At 68.8% G+C, this 17129-nt stretch carries 20 protein-coding genes, 1 tRNA gene and 1 riboswitch; of the genes, 7 read left to right on the plus strand and 14 right to left on the minus strand.

The window, feature by feature from the left end:
• Positions 1-20: 20 nt before the first annotated feature.
• A complete protein-coding gene (locus tag AB5J50_RS19630; RefSeq protein WP_369259771.1) occupies positions 21-542 on the plus strand; it encodes a levansucrase in 522 nt (173 codons plus the stop codon).
• A gap of 49 nt (positions 543-591) precedes the next feature.
• On the opposite strand, the gene AB5J50_RS19635 is transcribed toward AB5J50_RS19630, so the two are convergent.
• Both AB5J50_RS19635 and AB5J50_RS19640 read right to left on the minus strand, forming a co-directional pair.
• Positions 592-951: a VOC family protein gene (locus AB5J50_RS19635; RefSeq protein WP_369259772.1), complete on the minus strand. Its 360-nt coding sequence runs from the start codon at positions 949-951 to the stop codon at positions 592-594.
• Between the two features lie 55 nt (positions 952-1006).
• The gene (locus AB5J50_RS19640; RefSeq protein WP_369259773.1) at positions 1007-1471 is read right to left on the minus strand and encodes a hypothetical protein; all 465 of its coding nucleotides are present in this window, start codon (positions 1469-1471) and stop codon (positions 1007-1009) included.
• Positions 1472-1793: 322 nt separating this feature from the next.
• On the opposite strand from AB5J50_RS19640, the gene AB5J50_RS19645 reads away from it, so the two are divergent.
• The gene (locus AB5J50_RS19645; protein ID WP_369259774.1) at positions 1794-2981 is read left to right on the plus strand and encodes a glycosyltransferase family 2 protein; all 1188 of its coding nucleotides are present in this window, start codon (positions 1794-1796) and stop codon (positions 2979-2981) included.
• Positions 2982-3008: 27 nt separating this feature from the next.
• Positions 3009-3194, plus strand: a complete 186-nt coding sequence (locus tag AB5J50_RS19650) for a hypothetical protein (protein ID WP_369259775.1) — start codon at positions 3009-3011, stop codon at positions 3192-3194.
• A gap of 130 nt (positions 3195-3324) precedes the next feature.
• Here the strand turns inward: AB5J50_RS19650 and AB5J50_RS19655 are convergent, their stop codons facing one another.
• Entirely contained in the window at positions 3325-4692 is a 1368-nt protein-coding gene (locus AB5J50_RS19655) for a DUF445 domain-containing protein (protein WP_369259776.1), read from the minus strand.
• A 228-nt stretch (positions 4693-4920) separates the two neighbouring features.
• Here AB5J50_RS19655 and AB5J50_RS19660 point away from each other — a divergent pair, with 228 nt between their 5' ends.
• Positions 4921-6261 carry an SGNH/GDSL hydrolase family protein gene (locus tag AB5J50_RS19660; protein WP_369259777.1) on the plus strand — a complete coding sequence of 447 codons (1341 nt, stop codon included), beginning with the start codon at positions 4921-4923 and terminating at the stop codon, positions 6259-6261.
• Between the two features lie 140 nt (positions 6262-6401).
• Here AB5J50_RS19660 and AB5J50_RS19665 read toward each other — a convergent pair whose 3' ends face one another.
• The 4 genes from AB5J50_RS19665 to AB5J50_RS19680 are packed head-to-tail and all read right to left on the minus strand — an operon-like array spanning position 6402 to position 9991.
• Positions 6402-7262: a DUF1707 domain-containing protein gene (locus AB5J50_RS19665; RefSeq protein ID WP_369259778.1), complete on the minus strand. Its 861-nt coding sequence runs from the start codon at positions 7260-7262 to the stop codon at positions 6402-6404.
• A gap of 45 nt (positions 7263-7307) precedes the next feature.
• Positions 7308-8282, minus strand: coding sequence for an ATP-binding cassette domain-containing protein (locus AB5J50_RS19670; RefSeq protein WP_369265450.1), 975 nt, complete (start codon positions 8280-8282; stop codon positions 7308-7310).
• 37 nt (positions 8283-8319) lie between these two features.
• Positions 8320-9168: an ABC transporter permease gene (locus AB5J50_RS19675; protein WP_369265451.1), complete on the minus strand. Its 849-nt coding sequence runs from the start codon at positions 9166-9168 to the stop codon at positions 8320-8322.
• Positions 9169-9190: 22 nt separating this feature from the next.
• Entirely contained in the window at positions 9191-9991 is an 801-nt protein-coding gene (locus tag AB5J50_RS19680) for an ABC transporter permease (RefSeq protein ID WP_369259779.1), read from the minus strand.
• A gap of 202 nt (positions 9992-10193) precedes the next feature.
• Here AB5J50_RS19680 and AB5J50_RS19685 point away from each other — a divergent pair, with 202 nt between their 5' ends.
• Positions 10194-12683, plus strand: coding sequence for a transglycosylase domain-containing protein (locus tag AB5J50_RS19685; protein ID WP_369259780.1), 2490 nt, complete (start codon positions 10194-10196; stop codon positions 12681-12683).
• Between the two features lie 23 nt (positions 12684-12706).
• On the opposite strand, the gene sugE is transcribed toward AB5J50_RS19685, so the two are convergent.
• The 3 genes from sugE to AB5J50_RS19700 all read right to left on the minus strand — a co-directional run bounded on the left by sugE (position 12707) and on the right by AB5J50_RS19700 (position 13950).
• Entirely contained in the window at positions 12707-13027 is a 321-nt protein-coding gene (gene sugE, locus AB5J50_RS19690; protein WP_266828021.1) for a quaternary ammonium compound efflux SMR transporter SugE, read from the minus strand.
• Between the two features lie 32 nt (positions 13028-13059).
• Positions 13060-13131: riboswitch (guanidine-III (ykkC-III) riboswitch) on the minus strand.
• Between the two features lie 80 nt (positions 13132-13211).
• Positions 13212-13568, minus strand: coding sequence for a co-chaperone GroES (locus AB5J50_RS19695; RefSeq protein WP_327429032.1), 357 nt, complete (start codon positions 13566-13568; stop codon positions 13212-13214).
• A gap of 43 nt (positions 13569-13611) precedes the next feature.
• Positions 13612-13950: a DUF3618 domain-containing protein gene (locus AB5J50_RS19700; RefSeq protein ID WP_327429033.1), complete on the minus strand. Its 339-nt coding sequence runs from the start codon at positions 13948-13950 to the stop codon at positions 13612-13614.
• A gap of 133 nt (positions 13951-14083) precedes the next feature.
• Here AB5J50_RS19700 and bcp point away from each other — a divergent pair, with 133 nt between their 5' ends.
• Positions 14084-14551, plus strand: a complete 468-nt coding sequence (gene bcp / locus AB5J50_RS19705) for a thioredoxin-dependent thiol peroxidase (protein ID WP_327429034.1) — start codon at positions 14084-14086, stop codon at positions 14549-14551.
• Between the two features lie 125 nt (positions 14552-14676).
• Positions 14677-14761 (plus strand) — tRNA-Leu (locus tag AB5J50_RS19710).
• A 52-nt stretch (positions 14762-14813) separates the two neighbouring features.
• Here the strand turns inward: AB5J50_RS19710 and rdgB are convergent.
• The 4 genes from rdgB to AB5J50_RS19730 all read right to left on the minus strand — a co-directional run bounded on the left by rdgB (position 14814) and on the right by AB5J50_RS19730 (position 17066).
• Positions 14814-15416, minus strand: coding sequence for an RdgB/HAM1 family non-canonical purine NTP pyrophosphatase (gene rdgB, locus AB5J50_RS19715; protein ID WP_369259781.1), 603 nt, complete (start codon positions 15414-15416; stop codon positions 14814-14816).
• 46 nt (positions 15417-15462) lie between these two features.
• On the minus strand, positions 15463-15861 hold the full coding sequence (locus tag AB5J50_RS19720; RefSeq protein ID WP_327435040.1) for a hypothetical protein: 399 nt from the start codon (positions 15859-15861) through the stop codon (positions 15463-15465).
• Between the two features lie 142 nt (positions 15862-16003).
• The gene (rph, locus tag AB5J50_RS19725; protein ID WP_330304878.1) at positions 16004-16738 is read right to left on the minus strand and encodes a ribonuclease PH; all 735 of its coding nucleotides are present in this window, start codon (positions 16736-16738) and stop codon (positions 16004-16006) included.
• A 94-nt stretch (positions 16739-16832) separates the two neighbouring features.
• Positions 16833-17066, minus strand: coding sequence for a PTS glucose/sucrose transporter subunit IIB (locus tag AB5J50_RS19730; protein ID WP_327429038.1), 234 nt, complete (start codon positions 17064-17066; stop codon positions 16833-16835).
• Between the last annotated feature and the right edge of the window lie 63 nt (positions 17067-17129).

Raw genomic sequence — 17129 nt, forward strand, 5'->3', positions numbered from 1 at the left:
GGGGGCTTAGTATCCCGCTCATGTATGGACAGCAAGGACAGCAGGAGCAAGCGGCACCGCGGGCCTACCTCGCCTCGGTGGAGGGCCGGCTGACGGCCGACGGATGTGCCACGCGGTGGGAGGACTGGGCCGGGGTGCCCGTGCTCATCGGGCGGCGGGGCGACTTCCGGATGCGCTGGATGGCCACCAAGCTGCACCTTTTCACCGTGGCCGCGGCCGTCCCCGAGATAACCGTCCCCGCCATCTCCGGCTTCACCGAGCAGGTGATGAAGTACGCCAAGGACACCAAGGGCGGCCTTCCCGTCGGCATGCAGAACGGGGTCGGCGCCTTCCCCCTGCTGGTCAGTGACCGGGTCGATCCAGCCGCCGTGCGGTGGGCGGAGGAGCAGCAGCGCATCAAGTTCGCCTGTATGACCCGGCCCGTCGTCGTCGACAGCGCGCGCCAGTACGTGGGCATGTACCGCGGCAAGCCGGCCCTCGGCCGCGTCTACGCCAACTACTTCATCGAGAAGGGCACGCAGTACTTCTACGGCGGGCAGTGACCGGACGTGCACGGCGGGCAGTGACCGGACTTGCCCGCCGGGCAGCGGCTCACCCCCGGTGCCCCAGCACATTCACCACGCGCCCATTCGGATCCCGTACGAAGAAGCGCCGTACGCCCCACTCCTCGTCCCGCAGCTCCCGTACGACCTCCGCGCCCGACGCGACCACCTCCGCGTACACCGCGTCGACGTCCTCGACCTCCACGCTCAGGTCGGGGACGACCGGGGCTGTGCGCTCCTCGGTGAGGAAGCTGATCTGGGCCGTGGGGTTGGCGGGGGACGCGAGGGTCATGACCCAGCCCTGGTGCATGACTTCCTCGAAGCCGAGCAGGCCGTAGAAGTCCCTGCTGGTCGTCATGGCCTGCTCGGACTCGACCTGGATGTCCGGGGCGATCCTGCGAACGGTCATCGTCGATGCCTCCTCGCGCGTCGGAAACGGTGGGCCGCAGTGAGGTCCTCGCGCATCACAGACGGTGGGCCAGAATGAGGTCCTCGTCCGCCAAGTGTGGCCTGAACTGCCGTGCCACCACGGCCGCGACGAACACCTCGGCCGCGATCAGCTGTGTGAAGAACGCCCACGACAACAGCCACGCGTTCGCGAACCCGTCCGGCGGCCCGGGGTGCGTGCGCAGCGACACGTACAGCAGCGTCGCCGGTGGCACCGCCACCAGCAGCAACGGCCAGGCCAGCGCGTCCCGGTGGCCGAAGTAGGCGGCAAGGAGCAGCAGGGCCAGGGCGAGGAACACGACGCCCAGGCCGGTCACCGGGGTCGTCTCCAGGGTCGAGTTCTCCGTCTCGGGGCGGTTGCTCAGGTCCCACGGGAGGCAGAGGAAGTACGCCGCGCAGGAGAGGGCGACGCCGAGCACGCGCGTCAGCCAGCGTTCCGGCCAGGGGCGCGTTCGCAGAGGGCGGAGCAGCTTCTCGGTCATGCGTACGAGGGTTGTCGCCCGGACGGCGGGGCGACAGAGTACGCGTACTCAGTACCCGGTACTCAGACCCGCGCCGAGCTAAGAGCCGGTCCCACACCTCGACTTGAAGGTCGCACGGACGAGCGAATGACGCACCGGCGTCCGACTCATCCGTTTTCCCGTGAAACAACTGTGTTCTTCCTGTGATACGCGCATAACGATTCATCACACCATCTACACAACTTTCTTGTCGGATCACCCGATCCAGTGACACCATCAGCCCCGGCCCGCCAGGGAGAGGCAGGGCCGGCGGTTTTGGCCGCAGCGCGTTTCTGGGGGAGTCGTGTCAAGTACCGTCGCGCGTCACTCGCGGCATTCCGATTCATCGAAGGCCGAGCGTCGTTCGTCGGGGAATCATCGGCGCCACAGAATCGCCGCGGCCGAGGACGCGATATGCGACACCGTCGTCATCGTTCCGGCTCGTAATGAGGAATCCGGTGTGCTGATGGCGCTGGATTCCCTGGCCGGGCAGACACATCCTCCCGACCTGATTCTCGTCGTGGTCAACAACTCCACGGACCGCACCGAGGAATACGCACGCGAGTTCGCCGCACGGCCGGGCGTGCCGGTGACGCAGGTACTGAACCTTCCGGTGAATCCCCACAAGAAGGCCGGGGCCCTCAATTTCGGCATACGGTGGCTGGTGGAGTCCGCGGCGGGCGGGCTGGCGGGCGCGGCCCGCTATCTGCTGGTGATGGACGCGGACACCAGCATGCATCACCAGTTCCTCGCCAGGGCCCGCCGAGTCGCCGAGTCCGATCCACTCATCGGCGGGGTGAGCGCGACCTGCCTGGGCCGTACCGACCTGTGGAACAGCCCCTGGCAGCGGTATCTGACGGGGATGCAGATCATCGAGTACGGGCGCTACGCCCACTCCCGGTATCGCAGCAGCGTGCACAGCATGTCGGGCGCCGGCTCCTTCTACCGCACGGAGGCCCTGCAGAGCCTGCTGAACTGGCGGGGCGAGGTGTTCTGGGAGGACGACGCCAATCTCGTCGAGGACTACGAGACGACGCTCGCGCTCAAGGAGTCCGGCTGGAAAGTGACGGCCAATCAGCTCTGCATCGCCTACACCGATCTGATGCCCACGCTGCGCGAACTCGTCCAGCAGCGGGAACGCTGGGGGCGCGGCACCGTGGACACCTTGCGACAGCGCGGCTGGACGCGGTTCACCTGGTTCTCGATTCTGACGATCCTGATGGGCTTCGTCGGATTCGCCTACACCGCGGGATGGGGGCTCGTGTCCATGGGGATCATCGCCCGTCGCGGACTTCTCTTCGACCCGGTCTGGTTCTCGCTCATGGCTTTCTGGTCGATCTACGCGGGGTTCAGGGTGCGACACCTGGGCTGGAAAGCAATTCTCGTCGAGTCCGTTCTGATACCCGAGCTGGTGTTCGCCATGGTGCGGAATTACTGGCTTCTGTCTTCCGTCGTCAAGTCCTATTTCACGCGCGTATCCGCGTGGAAGTGAACTGATGTGAACCGAAAGGAACAAACAATGAACTACTCGAGCGGCGCCGCTACCGGTGTGGTGGCGGGTGGAGCCACCCTGGCGGCCACCGGGGCGTCGAGCACCGGGCAGCTGGTCCTGGCGGCCAGCATCGCCGTGATGGTCGGTGCGCTGATGACCTGGGCGATGTCCGCCCGACGTCGGCGCGCGGACTTCCGGGCGGCCGGCGAGTAGCCCCGCCACGGGGACCCTGGCCGAGCCCCGCCGACCGAAGGCCGGCGTGACCGCCCGCCCGTCCCTCCATCCGACGCCCGTGAGCTACAACTCACGGGCGTCGTGCATGAGTACCGCCGGGCAGGGCTCCTTACGCCCCCACCGCCCGCGACACCACGTAGATCAGCAGGCCCACCAGCGAACCCACCACCGTGCCGTTGATCCGGATGAACTGCAGGTCGCGGCCGATGTGGGCCTCGATCTTCTTGGTGGTGTGCTCGGCGTCCCAGCCCGCCACCGTGTCCGTGATCAGCGAGGTGATCTCCTTGCGGTACGTCGTCACGACGTACACCGCCGCGCCCTCCACCCAGCTGTCGACCTTGGCCTGGAGCTTGGGCTCGGTGGCCATGCGGGCGCCCAGCGACAGCAGGGAGGCGCGCACCCGCAGCCGCAGCTCGCTGCGCTCGTCCTCGGCGGCGGACACGATCATGGACCGTACGGCCGTCCAGGCGGAGGCGATCAGCTCCTGGACCTCGCCTCGGCCCAGCACCTCGACCTTCAGCCGCTCCACGCGCGCGCGGGTGTCGGTGTCGGACTGGAGGTCGGCGGCGAAGTCGGTGAGGAAGCGGTCGAGGGCGCCACGGGCCGGGTGGGCGGGGGCGTCGCGCATCTCGGTGACGAAGCGGAGCAGCTCCTTGTAGACACGCTCGCCGACCTTCTTGTCGACGAAGCGGGGGGTCCAGCCGGGCGCGCCGCCCTGGATCGCGTCCATGACCTGCTCGTCGTGGAACACCAGCCAGTCGTGGGCGCGTACGCAGATCAGGTCGACGACCCGCTTGTGGCCGCCGTCCCCGACGATCTTCTCCAGCATCTTCCCTATGCCGGGTGCGATCTCCTGGGCGTCGGCGCGGCGGGTGATGGCCTCGCCCACGATCGCCTGCACGTCGGAGTCCCGCAGGACGGTCAGCGCTCCCCTGAGCGCGGTCGCCAGCTCCGCCGTGACCCGGTCGGCGTGGTCCGGTTCGGCGAGCCAGGCGCCCAGCCGGCTGCCGATGCCGACGGCGCGCAGCCGCTGTCGTACGACTTCCTCGGAGAGGAAGTTCTCGCCGACGAACTCACCCAGCGACACACCCAGCTGGTCCTTCTTGGTGGGGATGATCGCGGTGTGCGGGATGGGAATGCCGAGCGGGTGACGGAAGAGGGCCGTGACCGCGAACCAGTCGGCCATCGCGCCGACCATGCCCGCCTCGGTCGCCGCGGCGACATATCCGGCCCAGGCGCCCGCACCCTCGTTCGACGCCCACTTGGCGAGGACGTACACCAGTGCGACGAAGAGCAGCAGCCCGGTCGCCGTCACCTTCATACGGCGGACACCGCGGCGTTTCTCCTCGTCGGCGGCGCTGAAGGACGTCATGGCCCGGCCCGGCGGCCCGGGGACGGTCGTCGCCGGGTTCACGGCGGCGCCCGGGCGGGCATGCTGCCCCTCGGCGCCCACTTCTTCCGGTTTCGTGCGTTCCATCCGCTCCACCCGTTCGGTGACCTCATGCACATTGTCCCTACCTGACCGACTCCTGGAACGGATCAGGAGTTCCCGGCGTCTGTTCGGACGGGGAGGACGGGGAATCGACCAGGGGGATCTCAGGGGGTCTCTTAAGGGGCGCTGTCCGTGTTCTTCCACCCCATGACGCATCATGGGGTGATCACATCGGAGCCTCGGGCTCCCATCGTCCGAGGAGAATCGCACCGCATGACCAAGCGTCATGGTTATGCCCTGCTCGCCGCGATCATCGCCGTGGTCGTGGCCCTTTCCGCCGCCATATATGCCGGTGTCGCAGCCGACGACGGCAGCGGCGGCACCCAGAACCACGTCGCCCGCGACCGCACCCCGCGCAACTCGGCCGCCCCCGCCTCCACCGGCACCTGGGTCGGCGCCTGGTCCGCCTCCCCCGTCGGCGCCGAGCCCGGCACCGAGACCACCGGCATGGCGGGCCACTCCGTACGCAACGTCGTGCACGCGAGCGCCGGCGGTACGAGCGCCCGCGTCACGCTGTCCAACCTCTACGGACAGCAGCCGCTGACCCTCACGCACGCCACCATCGCCGTCGCCGCGACCGCGAACACCGCCGCCGCCACGACCGACACCATGCGCCGCCTCACCTTCGGCGGCAGCACCTCGGTCGTCGTCCCGGCCGGAGCGCAGGTGATGAGCGACGCCGTACGAGTGCCGATCCCGTACGGCTCGGACGTCCTCGTGACGACGTACTCCCCCACCGAATCCGGCCCGGTCACCTACCACCCGCACGCGCGCCAGACGTCGTACGTCGCCGAGGGCGACCTCGCGGAGGACGTGAGCGGCACCGGGTACACCGAACAGACCGAGTACTGGCGGTACTTGACCGCCCTGGATGTGCTGAGCGACGACTCCGCGGGCACCGTCGTCGTCCTGGGCGACTCGCTCACCGACGGCATCACCTCCACGGTCGGAGCCAACCACCGTTGGACCGACGTTCTTTCGGAGCGGCTGCGCGCCGCGGCGGGCTCCGGCTCCGACTCCGGGCCGCGGTACAGCGTCGTCAATCAAGGGATCAGTGGGAATCAGGTACTGGCTGCGGGACTTGGCCGTCCGGCCGACAATCCGAGTGGTCTGTCGCGGTTCGGGCGGGACGTGCTCGACCGTACGAACGTCAAGGCCGTCGTCATCGACCTCGGGATCAACGACATTCTGCGGAACCCGAGCCACGTCGATCCCGCGACAGTCACGGATGGGCTGCGCAAGCTCGTGCGGGAGGCGCATGCGCGGGGGTTGCGGGTTGTGGGGGCGACGCTGATGCCGTTTCAGGGGCATCGGGGGTACACCAGTGGGCGGGAGGCCGTACGGCAGGCCGTCAACGCGGAGATTCGGGCCGGGAAGGTGTACGACGCGGTGGTCGACTTCGATGCGGCCTTGCGGGATCCGTACAACCCTCGGCGGTTGCGGGGTGACTATGACTCCGGGGATCACCTGCACCCCAGTGACAAGGGGTACAAGCGAATGGCGGAGGTCTTTGACCTGGGCGACTTGAAGGGCTCTGTGTCGGCCGAGCTGTAACTGCCGGTCGTTCGTCGGGTGCGGGTGCGTCTCGGCTGGTCGCGCCCACGCGGCGGAGCCGCACAATGTCACAGCCCCGCGCCCCTAAAAGGGGCGCCCCAGCCGGCCGGAGAACAGTAGTCGCCGGATTTCTAGTCGTCCTAGTAGCCGCCGTTCCTCCGGCGATGGCGCTCCTCCCGGCGCTCCCTGTGTCGCTCCCTGCGCTCCTCGTGACGTTCCCTGCGGTCCTCGTGGCGCTCCCGGATCAGGTCGCGGGCCTCGTCAAGGGCGTCGAACATCTCGCCCAGGCCGTTGCTGTCCGAGCCCGAGCCCTGCAACTCCTTGCGGGCCGCCTTGCGTTCGAGTTTCTCCTGGCGGCGCTCCTCCTTGATGCGGAGGCGTTCGGCGCGGGTCAGTTTGCGTTCGACGCCGACGCCGCCCCAGAAGGCGAAGCCGGTGACGATGACGCGGGGGGCGCCGGGCTCGCCGGGCTGCCCCTCCTCGCGGTGGTCGAAGCCGCCCATGATGCCGATGCCGCGGACGACGACCTCGACGCCGGGCGGTACGACGACGTTCACGCCGCCCATGATGGCGACGCAGTTGATCACGACCTCGCGGTCCGCGAAGTTCGCCTCGCGCAGGTCGATCTCACCGCCGCCCCAGAAGGCGAAGGAGTTGAACCGCCGGGGTACGGTCCAGCGGCCCTTGCGCTCGAAGCCCGACATGATCGCGACGGCCCATGCCGACGAGCCCTCGCCGCCGACGATCCGGCCTGCCCAACTCCCGCTCTCCGCAGGCTGCTTGACCATGGAGACGGGTGGCGCCACGGCGGCCGGGCCCGGCAGATCACGGGTGATCGGCGCCAGCTCTCCGTACGTGCGTGCCTTGTACGTCGCCTCCAGCCGCTCCTCGAACTCCTCCATGTCGAGGCGGCCCTCGGCAAGGGCGTCCCTCAGCTGTTCGGAGACTCGTTCACGATCGGCGTCGGAGGCTCGCAGCTCCGGGAGTTCGTCGTCGGTCATGGGCAGCAGCCTACGAGTTCCCCGCCGCACGGGCTATGCGGCCCGCTACGAGACCGCCTTCTCCGCGCCGTCCTGTGCGTACATCTTCGCGATGACGGCCTCGATGTCGGGCTCGCGCACGGAGAGGTCGACGAGCGGATACTCCGCCGCGATCCGCGCCACCAGCGGAGCCGCCGACTGGGCCGCCGGGAAGGCGAGCCACTGCCGCGGTCCCTCCACCTTCACCACCCGCGCCACCTCCACCTCGATCGGCGGAAGCTCCCTCTCCAGGTCCACCACCAGCGTCCGTTCGCTCTCCCCCACCTCGTGCAGCCCCGTCAGCGGACCGTCGTACATCAGCCGCCCGTGGTCGATGACCATCACCCGCCGGCACAGCTGCTCGATGTCGGTGAGGTCGTGCGTGGTGAGCAGGACGGTCGTACCGCGCTCGGCGTTGAGGTCCCGCAGGAACTCCCGGACACGCGCCTTGCTGATCACATCGAGCCCGATCGTCGGCTCGTCGAGGTAGAGCACCTCCGGGTCGTGCAGCAGCGCGGCCGCGATGTCGCCGCGCATCCGCTGTCCCAGGGAGAGCTGGCGGACGGGAACGTCCAACAGGTCGCCGAGTTCGAGGAGTTCGACGCAGCGGTCGAGGTTGTCGCGGTAACGCCCGTCCGGGATGCGGTACATGCGGTGCATCAGCCGGTACGAGTCGATCAGCGGGAGGTCCCACCACAGGGTCGTACGCTGCCCGAACACCACCCCGATGCGCCGCGCGAGGCGGGTGCGCTCGCGCGACGGGTCGATGCCCGCGACCCGCAGCCGGCCGCCGCTCGGCGTGAGGATGCCGGTCAGCATCTTGATGGTGGTCGACTTGCCCGCGCCGTTCGGGCCGATGTAGCCGACCATCTCGCCGCGCGGCACGGTGAAGGAGAGGGAGTCCACCGCCCGCACCTGACGCCGTTCACTGCGCAGGAAGCCGGTCTTCTTGCGTACGTCGAAGACCTTCTCGACGCCGTCGAGCTCGATGAAGGCGTCCATCGGGTCCTTGGCCAACAGATCTGTTTCCACGCCGAGTTCAGCTCCCCGTACTGCGATACGAACGAAGTCCCGCACGCCAGGCGATCCCCGCCAGCGCACAGCAGCCCGCCGCCACCAGCGGCGGTGCGAAGGCGACCCACGTCGGCAGGTCGAGCGGATAGGGCCGCCCCAGCACATACAGCGCGGGCAGCCAGTTGACGAAGGCGAGCGGGAGGACGAACGTCACCCCGCGCACCAGGTCCTTGGCGAAGACGGTCGGCGGATACTGAAGGAGCGTGCTGCCGCCGTACGTGAAGGAGTTCTGCACCTCGGAGGCGTCCTGCGCGACGAACTGGAAGGCCGCGCCCGCCACGAACACCGCCGAGAAGATCACACCGCCGCTGAGCAGCATCAGCGGGAGCATCAGCATCTTGAGCGGCGTCCAGGAGATGTCGAGGGCGGCGATCGCGTACCCGAGGATCAGCAGCCCCTGCGTGATCCGGCCGAGGCGGCGCAGCGCGAAGCGGTCCGCGGCGACCTGCGCGAGCACGGGCACGGGACGCACGAGGAGCGTGTCGAGCGTGCCGTCGCGCACCCGGCTCCCCAGCCGGTCCAACGAACCGAACGCCAGCTGCGAGAGCCCGAAGGCGGCGGCCGAGGCGCCGTACAGGAAGGCGACCTCGGGCAGGCTGTAGCCGCCGAGCCGGTCGACCTGCGAGAACATCAGCAGGATCGCGACGAAGTCCAGGCCGCTCACCACGAGGTTGCCCGTGACGGCCAGCACGAAGGAGGCGCGGTAGGCCATCGTGGAGCGGATCCACATGGCGGCGATCATGCGGTACGCCCGCAGCCCGTCACATACGCGGGCGTACGCCCCCTGCCGCTCGGGCGGCCAGGAGGCCACCACTCGCTGCTTCTCCTTCACCGGGCTAGCCACCCTGCACGACCACCCTCCGCGTCGCCGCCGACTGCAACAGCCGCCCGAGCCCCAGCAGTCCGAGCGCCCAGGCCCCCTGGAAGGCGTACGTGGGCAGGGGATCCGCCGTGCCGAGCAGGACGTCCACCGGCGCCTGGACCAGGGACGACCAGGGCAGCGCGCGGACGAACTCGCCCAGCGCGCCCGGGAACACGTTCAGCGGCAGCATCATCCCCGAGCAGAAGATCCCGGCGATCAGGGCCAGCTGCGTCACGCCCGCCCCGTCCAGAAGCCAGAACGCCGACAGCGCCACCAGATAGCGGATCGAGAAGCTGACGAGCACCCCGAGAACGACCGCGACGATGAACGCGATCCAGGTCAGCGGGTCGGCGGGCAGCGCCAGGTCGAAGAAGACCGCGCCGAACGCCAGCGGAACCACCCCCCGCCCCAGCAGATGGAACAGCGCCCGCCCCGCGTCCTGGGCCAGCGACCACAGCTGCAGATCGGCGGGCCGGTACAGGTCGATCGCGATGTCACCCGTACGGATTCTCTCGATCAGCTCCTCCTCGAAGCCGCCGCCCATCACCGCCATCACCGCCAGCAACGCCTGCCCGAGCCACACATAGGTGAGCGCCTGCGCCTGGTCGTAGCCGCCGAGGTGCGGCTTGGCGTCCCACAACGCGATGAAGGTGTACGCCAGGATCAGCCCGAAGACGGTGTTGGTGAACACCCCCGCCGCCGTCGCCGACCGATAGGTGGCGTACCGCCGGAACCCGCCCCTCGCGACGGCCGCGTACAACCGCCCTGCACCCACAACACCGTCCCCTTCCGCCGCGTTGAGCCAAAGCGCAGCAGCCTAGTCCGCCGACGTCCTCGCCTGCCAGGCATTTTCCGGGCGCGACGCGTGCCGGGCTCAGGGAACGGAACGCTTGGTGCGACAGTCTTCAAGAGGGGGCGCACAAGGCGTACGAGGGCGTACGGGAACGTATGCATGCGAAACAGGAGTCCGGCGACACATGAGCGACGAGCCGCAGCCGCAGCAGAACAGCCAGGGCTGGGCACCGAGGAACCCGGAACCGGGACCAGGTTCGGGATCGGGATCGGGATCGGGATCGGGACCGGGACCGGGACCGCAGGGAGCACCGGGTGAGCCCGGCAGACCCGGCAAGAAGCAGAAGCGGACGCGCACCGGCTGGCGTCGGTTCATCCCGACCTGGCGGATCGTGCTCGGCACGTTCATCGTCGTGATACTGCTCTTGATCGGCCTCTTCGCGCTCGGCTACTACCTGGTCAAGATCCCGCCGGCGAACGCCGCAGCGACCAAGCAGAGCAACGTCTACCTGTACGCCGACGGCAGCCAGCTCGCCCGCGACGGCGAGGTCAACCGCGAGAACGTGACGCTCGCGCAGATCTCCAAGGCCGCCCAGCACGCGACCCTCGCCGCCGAGGACCGGGACTTCTACACCGAGTCGGCCATCGACCCGAAGGCGATGCTCCGTGCCGGCTGGAACACGGCCACCGGCAAGGGCAAGCAGTCCGGTTCGACGATCACCCAGCAGTACGTGAAGAACTACTACCTGGGCCAGGAGCAGACCGCCACCCGGAAGATCAAGGAGTTCTTCATCTCCATCAAGCTCGACCGGGAGAAGAGCAAGGACGACATCCTTGAGGGCTACCTCAACACCAGCTACTACGGCCGCAACGCGTACGGCATCCAGGCCGCCGCCCAGGCCTACTACGGCGTGGACGCAAAGGACCTGACGGTCGGTCAGGGCGCCTACCTCGCGGCACTCCTCAACGCGCCCAGCGAGTTCGACGTGATCGCGCACCCCGAGAACAAGTCCGCGGCCGTCGCCCGCTGGAACTACGTCCTCGACGGCATGGTCAAGAAGAAGTGGCTGAGCCAGTCGGACCGCGAGAACGTCACGTTCCCGATGCCGAAGCAGGCCAAGGGCTCCGCGGGCATGTCCGGCCAGCGCGGCTACCTGGTGCAGGCCGTCAAGGACTATCTGACGTCGAACAAAATCATCGACGAGGACACCCTGGCGACCGGCGGCTACCGCATCACCACCACGCTGGAGAAGCCCAAGCAGGACGCCTTCGTGAAGGCCGTCAACGACCAGGTGATGGACAAGCTCGACAAGAAGAACCGCAAGGTCGACAACTACGTCCGCGCGGGCGGCGTCGCCATCGACCCGTCCAACGGCAAGGTCGTCGCGATGTACGGCGGCATCGACTACACCAAGCAGTACGTCAACAACGCGACCCGCCGCGACTACCAAGTCGGCTCCACCTTCAAGCCGTTCGTCTTCACCTCGGCCGCGCAGAACTTCTCGCAGACCCAGGACGGCCGGATGATCACCCCGAACACCATCTACGACGGCACCAACAAGCGCCCCGTACAAGGCTGGAACGGCGGCTACTACGCGCCCGAGAACGAGGACGGCGTCTCGTACGGCCCCATCACCGTGCGCACCGCGACCGACAAGTCCGTCAACTCGGTGTACGCGCAGATGGCCGTCGACGTCGGCCCCGACAAGGTCAAGGAGACGGCCGTGGACCTCGGGATCCCGTCCAGCACCCCCGACCTGACCGCCACCCCGTCCATCGCGCTCGGCCCGGCCACCGCCAGCGTCCTCGACATGGCGCAGGCGTACGCCACGCTCGCCAACCACGGTGAGCGCGGCACCTACAGCCTCGTCGAGAAGATCACCAACGAAGGCGCGCCGGATGTGCAGTTGCCCGACCAGAGCACCAAGAAGGCGGTGAGCCGCGAGGCCGCCGACACGACCACGTCCATGCTGCAGAGCGTCGTCGAGGGCGGTACCGGCACGGCCGCGCTGGCCGCCGACCGCCCCGCCGCGGGCAAGACCGGCACCGCCGAGGAGGACCAGGCCGCCTGGTTCGCGGGCTACACCCCCGACCTCGCCACCGTCGTCTCCGTCATGGGCCAGGACCCCGAGACGGGCGCCCACAAGTCCCTGTACGGCGCCCTCGGCCAGCCCCGTATCAACGGCGGCGGCTACCCGGCGCAGATCTGGGCCCAGTTCACCAAGGCCGCCCTCAAGGGCACCACCGCGACGGAGTTCGACCTCCAGCTCCAGCCGGGCGCCGAGGAGACGACACCTCCCCCGGTCGAACCGCCCACCACCCCGACCACCGGCGGCGCCACGACGCCCGGCCAGGACATCCAGGGCCAGGACCAGGGGCAGACGCAGGGCCAGAACCAAGGCCAGACGCAGGGGCAGGACCAAGGCCAGACGCAGGGACAGACGCAAGGCCAGAACCAGGGCCAGACCCAAGGGCAGACGCAAGGCCAGACGACCGACGGCACGACCACGGACGGCACCACCACGGACGGCGGCACCACCACCGGCACCACGGACGGCACCACGACAGACGGTGGCACCGCCACGGGCGGCACGACGGACGGCACCACCAGCGACGGAACGACGACGGGGACGACCGCGGGGCCGCTGAGCGGGTTCACCTCACGAAAACACTGAGGTGAGGGAGAAAGGGACCGAGGTCAGTGGCCGGAGGTGACCTTCAGCCCCACCACGGCCACCAGCAGCAGACACACGAAGAAGATCCGGGCGGCGGTCGCCGGCTCACCCAGCACGACCATGCCGAGCACCGCCGCACCGGCCGCGCCGATGCCGACCCACACGCCGTAGGCGGTGCCGATGGGCAGCGACTTGGCGGCGTACGACAGCAGGACCATGCTCGCGACGATGCCCGCGCCCGTGAGAACGCTCGGAACCAGTCGCGTGAAGCCGTCCGTGTACTTCATCCCGATCGACCAGCCGACTTCGAGCAGACCGGCGACGAGCAGCAGAACCCAGGCCATGAGAGGCACCTCCGAGAGACGGGCTTGACGGGGGTGCGTCGTCTTTGCGTACGTCCCGGTACGGCGCGTCTCGTCGGGGTCCTTCCAAGGTAGCAAAGAATGGCAAAAGGGGCTGGTGACCATGGTCACCAGCCCCTTCGACGGCGGTACGCCCCACAAACAGAAGGCGCCCTACGGCGGCGTCCTACAAGTACAGGCCCGTCGAGTCCTCGGACCCCTCGAACCGGTCCGCGGCCACGGCGTGCAGATCCCGCTCGCGCATCAGCACGTACGCGATCCCGCGCACCTCGACCTCGGCGCGGTCCTCCGGGTCGTACAGGACGCGGTCGCCCGGCTCCACCGTCCGGACGTTCTGTCCGACCGCGACGACATCGGCCCAGGCGAGACGCCGGCCGACGGCCGCCGTCGCCGGGATCAGGATGCCGCCGCCGGAACGCCGCTCGCCCTCGGCGGCGTCCTGCCGCACCAGCACGCGGTCGTGCAGCATGCGGATGGGCAACTTGTCGTGCTGGGTGCTGTGCTTATCGCGATTGGCGCTCACGCCCCGAACCTACCTGCCCCGGTCGATTTCGTACGCCTGCGGGTCAGCCCTTGCGTCGCCGCGAGCTCACGACGAACAGGCCGACGACCCCCACCACGGCCAACGCCACCGGCACGATGCGTTCGAGCCGCGGCGCGCCCTCCTCGGTGACGAACTGGCTCTTCACATCGCCGACGACCCGGTTGACGCCGACGTAGGCGCGGCCGAGCGTGTGGTCGATGTTCGAGGCGACCTTGGCCTTGGCGTCGCCGACGATCGTCTTCGGGTGCACCCGCACGCCGATCTCGTCGAGAGTCTCGGCGAGGGTTTCGCGGCGGCGCTTGATTTCCGCCTCGATCTGCGCCGGAGTCCTGGTATCCGGCGTGCTCGACGTATCCGACACCGCGCTGCCTCCGTGGTCGTGTTCTGACTCTCTGCCCTCGACAGTCTGTCAGCTCGGACCGCGCCGCACCCCCCGGCACCCCCCATTACGCTCGTTCCGTATCCATCCCATCCCCCGGCCACGTGAGGTACCGATGAGCGAGCGACTCCAGCCCGGCGACACCGCCCCCGCCTTCACCCTGCCCGATGCCGACGGCAACGAGGTCTCCCTCGCCGACCACAAGGGCCGCAAGGTCATCGTCTACTTCTACCCGGCCGCCCTGACCCCCGGCTGCACGAAGCAGGCCTGCGACTTCACGGACAATCTCGACGTCCTCGCGACCGCCGGCTACGACGTCATCGGCGTCTCCCCCGACAAGCCCGAGAAGCTCGCCAAGTTCCGCGAGAAGGAGAACCTGAAGGTCACGCTCGTCGGCGACCCCGACAAGACGGTCCTCCAGGCGTACGGCGCCTTCGGCGAGAAGATGAACTACGGCAAGACCTACGTCGGCGTCATCCGCTCCACGGTGATCGTGGACGAGGAGGGCAAGGTCGAGCGGGCGCTGTACAACGTGAAGGCGACGGGGCACGTGGCGAAGATCATCAAGGATCTGGGGATCTGAGACCGGTCCGCGGGCCCGGGAGGCCTGACTGCTGATCAGCGGAAGGTCAACTCCCGGGCCCTGCCCGGCAGAAGGAAACCCCCGCTCACCGGCATCCTCGTGACCGGTACGATGGCAGGCGGCTGGCGGCGGTGGCGCAACGGCTGACGCAGCAGACTTAGGATCTGTGGCCCGTGAAACGGCTTGAGGGTTCGAATCCCTTCCGCCGCACAGTAAACGGCCTGCGAATCGAAGGATCCGCAGGCCGTTCCCGTATCTGGCCTCAGCCCAACAACTCCCGCACCACCGGCACCAGCGCCCTGAACGCCTTCCCCCGGTGACTGATCGCGTTCTTCTCCTCGGCGGACATCTCCGCGCAGGTCCGCGTCTCCCCCTCCGGCTGGAGGATCGGGTCGTACCCGAACCCGTTCGTGCCGACCGGAGCGTGGCGCAGTACGCCCCTCAGCTGGCCCTCGACCACCCGTTCCGTGCCGTCCGGCAGGGCCAGGGCCGCCGCGCAGGCGAAGTGGGCGCCCCGGTGGGACTCGTCGATGTCGGACAGCTGGGCGAGGAGGAGGTTCAAGTTGGCGCGGTCGTCTCCGTGCTGTCCTGCCCAGCGGGCGGAGAAGATGCCGGGGGCGCCGCCCAGGACGTCGACGCAGAGGCCGGAGTCGTCGGCGACGGCCGGGAGGCCCGTGGCCCGGGCCAGGGCGTGGGCCTTGAGGAGGGCGTTCTCGGCGAAAGTGACGCCGGTTTCCTTGACGTCGGGGATGTCGGGGTAGGCGTCCGCGCCGACGAGGTCGTGGGTGAGACCTGCGTCGGCGAGGATCGCCTTCAGCTCGGTGATCTTTCCGGCGTTGCGGGTGGCGAGGATCAGGCGGGTCATGGTCCTCAGTATCCCAAGCCGGTATCCCCAAGCCCCCGGGCGGCTCTTACGGCGTGCAGACCTTCGTCAGCTCTCCCGCTGCGTCCGTCACCGGGCTGATGTCGGGGGTGCTGTCGCCGTTCTTGACGGCCGTACGGACGTTTCCGACGGCCTTGTTGAGGTCGTCGACCGCCTTGTTGACGTCGGCGTTGTCGGTCTTGTCGCCGATCTTGTCGAGGTTCTTCTCTATGGAGTTGAGGGACTCGTCGGTCTGCGTCGGGTCGTTCGCCGCGTTCTCGACGGCCTGCTGGAGGTCGGTGACGCTGTCGGCGATCGAGTCGGCGGTCTGGACGCAGTCCAGGGCCTTGTTGACCGCGTCGCAGCCGACGGCCGCCGGCAGGGCGACGAGTGCGGTGACGACGGCGATTGCGGCGGTACGGCGACGATGGCGGTGGCGCGCGGCCATGGAACGGTCCCTCCCCGTGGACATGATGTGGCCGACCCGCGGCACGGGCGGCTCGACCCGTGGTGCGGTCGGCTCGGCCCGTGACGTGGTCGGCGGGCGCACGGCTGGACCGTACGCCCGTACCCCTATAGAACGCGAAGGGTTAACCGGCGGTTGCCTCAAGGGCCGCGCGCTGGATGGCCGCGAGTTCGTCGCAGCCGGTGACGGCGAGGTCGAGGAGCGCGTTGAGCTCCTTGCGGTCGAAGGGCTCCGCCTCCGCCGTGCCCTGGACCTCGACGAAGCGGCCGTCGCCGGTGCAGACGACGTTCATGTCGGTGTCGGCCTTCACGTCCTCCTCGTAGCAGAGGTCCAGGAGGGGGACTCCGCCGACGATTCCTACGGAGACGGCGCTCACCGTGCCGGTCAGCGGCTGCCGGCCCGCCTTCACCAGCTTCTTGCCCTGGGCCCAGGTGACGGCGTCGGCGAGCGCGACGTACGCGCCGGTGATCGCGGCCGTACGCGTACCGCCGTCGGCCTGGAGGACGTCGCAGTCGAGGACGATGGTGTTCTCGCCGAGCGCCTTGTAGTCGATGACGGCGCGCAGCGAGCGGCCGATGAGGCGGCTGATCTCGTGTGTGCGGCCGCCGATCTTGCCGCGGACCGACTCGCGGTCGCCGCGGGTGTTGGTGGCGCGGGGAAGCATGGAGTACTCGGCGGTGACCCAGCCCTCGCCGCTGCCCTTGCGCCAGCGCGGGACGCCTTCGGTGACGGAGGCGGTGCAGAAGACCTTGGTGTCGCCGAAGGAGACGAGGACGGAGCCCTCGGCGTGCTTGCTCCAGCCACGCTGGATGGTGATGGGGCGCAGCTGTTCGGGGGTGCGGCCGTCGATTCGAGACATGCCGATGAGCCTAGCCGTATACGGGTGAAGGGCTGCCGCCGGTTACGGAAGCAGCCCCTCAGGGGTGAGGCAGGGCTCTGCGGAGCCCTGGCGCTCACATCATGTCTTCGATCTCGCCGGCGATCGGGTCCGCGTCGGTGCCGATGACGACCTGGATCGCGGTGCCCATCTTGACGACGCCGTGGGCACCGGCGGCCTTCAGGGCGGCCTCGTCGACCTTGCTGGCGTCGTGGACCTCGGTGCGGAGGCGGGTGATGCAGCCCTCGACCTCTTCGATGTTGTCGATGCCGCCGAGCCCGGCGACGATCTTCTCAGCCTTGGTGGCCATGTCCTACTCCCTGATCCGAACCGCTTTGTCGCAGTAACCCACAGTTGGCCCATCTTTGCGAGC

Source organism: Streptomyces sp. R35, from assembly GCF_041053035.1.
GTDB classification, from domain to species: Bacteria; Actinomycetota; Actinomycetes; order Streptomycetales; family Streptomycetaceae; genus Streptomyces; species Streptomyces lutosisoli.

Excerpts from the sequence above, each read along its gene's own strand:
- AB5J50_RS19630 (WP_369259771.1), top strand. The coding sequence starts at position 21 with ATGTATGGACAGCAAGGACAGCAGGAGCAAGCGGCACCGCGGGCCTAC.
- AB5J50_RS19635 (WP_369259772.1), bottom strand. The coding sequence starts at position 951 with ATGACCGTTCGCAGGATCGCCCCGGACATCCAGGTCGAGTCCGAGCAG.
- AB5J50_RS19640 (WP_369259773.1), bottom strand. The coding sequence starts at position 1,471 with ATGACCGAGAAGCTGCTCCGCCCTCTGCGAACGCGCCCCTGGCCGGAA.
- AB5J50_RS19650 (WP_369259775.1), top strand. The coding sequence starts at position 3,009 with ATGAACTACTCGAGCGGCGCCGCTACCGGTGTGGTGGCGGGTGGAGCC.
- AB5J50_RS19655 (WP_369259776.1), bottom strand. The coding sequence starts at position 4,692 with ATGGAACGCACGAAACCGGAAGAAGTGGGCGCCGAGGGGCAGCATGCC.
- AB5J50_RS19660 (WP_369259777.1), top strand. The coding sequence starts at position 4,921 with ATGACCAAGCGTCATGGTTATGCCCTGCTCGCCGCGATCATCGCCGTG.
- AB5J50_RS19665 (WP_369259778.1), bottom strand. The coding sequence starts at position 7,262 with ATGACCGACGACGAACTCCCGGAGCTGCGAGCCTCCGACGCCGATCGT.
- AB5J50_RS19670 (WP_369265450.1), bottom strand. The coding sequence starts at position 8,282 with ATGGACGCCTTCATCGAGCTCGACGGCGTCGAGAAGGTCTTCGACGTA.
- AB5J50_RS19685 (WP_369259780.1), top strand. The coding sequence starts at position 10,194 with ATGAGCGACGAGCCGCAGCCGCAGCAGAACAGCCAGGGCTGGGCACCG.
- sugE (WP_266828021.1), bottom strand. The coding sequence starts at position 13,027 with ATGGCCTGGGTTCTGCTGCTCGTCGCCGGTCTGCTCGAAGTCGGCTGG.
- bcp (WP_327429034.1), top strand. The coding sequence starts at position 14,084 with ATGAGCGAGCGACTCCAGCCCGGCGACACCGCCCCCGCCTTCACCCTG.
- rdgB (WP_369259781.1), bottom strand. The coding sequence starts at position 15,416 with ATGACCCGCCTGATCCTCGCCACCCGCAACGCCGGAAAGATCACCGAG.
- AB5J50_RS19720 (WP_327435040.1), bottom strand. The coding sequence starts at position 15,861 with ATGGCCGCGCGCCACCGCCATCGTCGCCGTACCGCCGCAATCGCCGTC.
- rph (WP_330304878.1), bottom strand. The coding sequence starts at position 16,738 with ATGTCTCGAATCGACGGCCGCACCCCCGAACAGCTGCGCCCCATCACC.
- AB5J50_RS19730 (WP_327429038.1), bottom strand. The coding sequence starts at position 17,066 with ATGGCCACCAAGGCTGAGAAGATCGTCGCCGGGCTCGGCGGCATCGAC.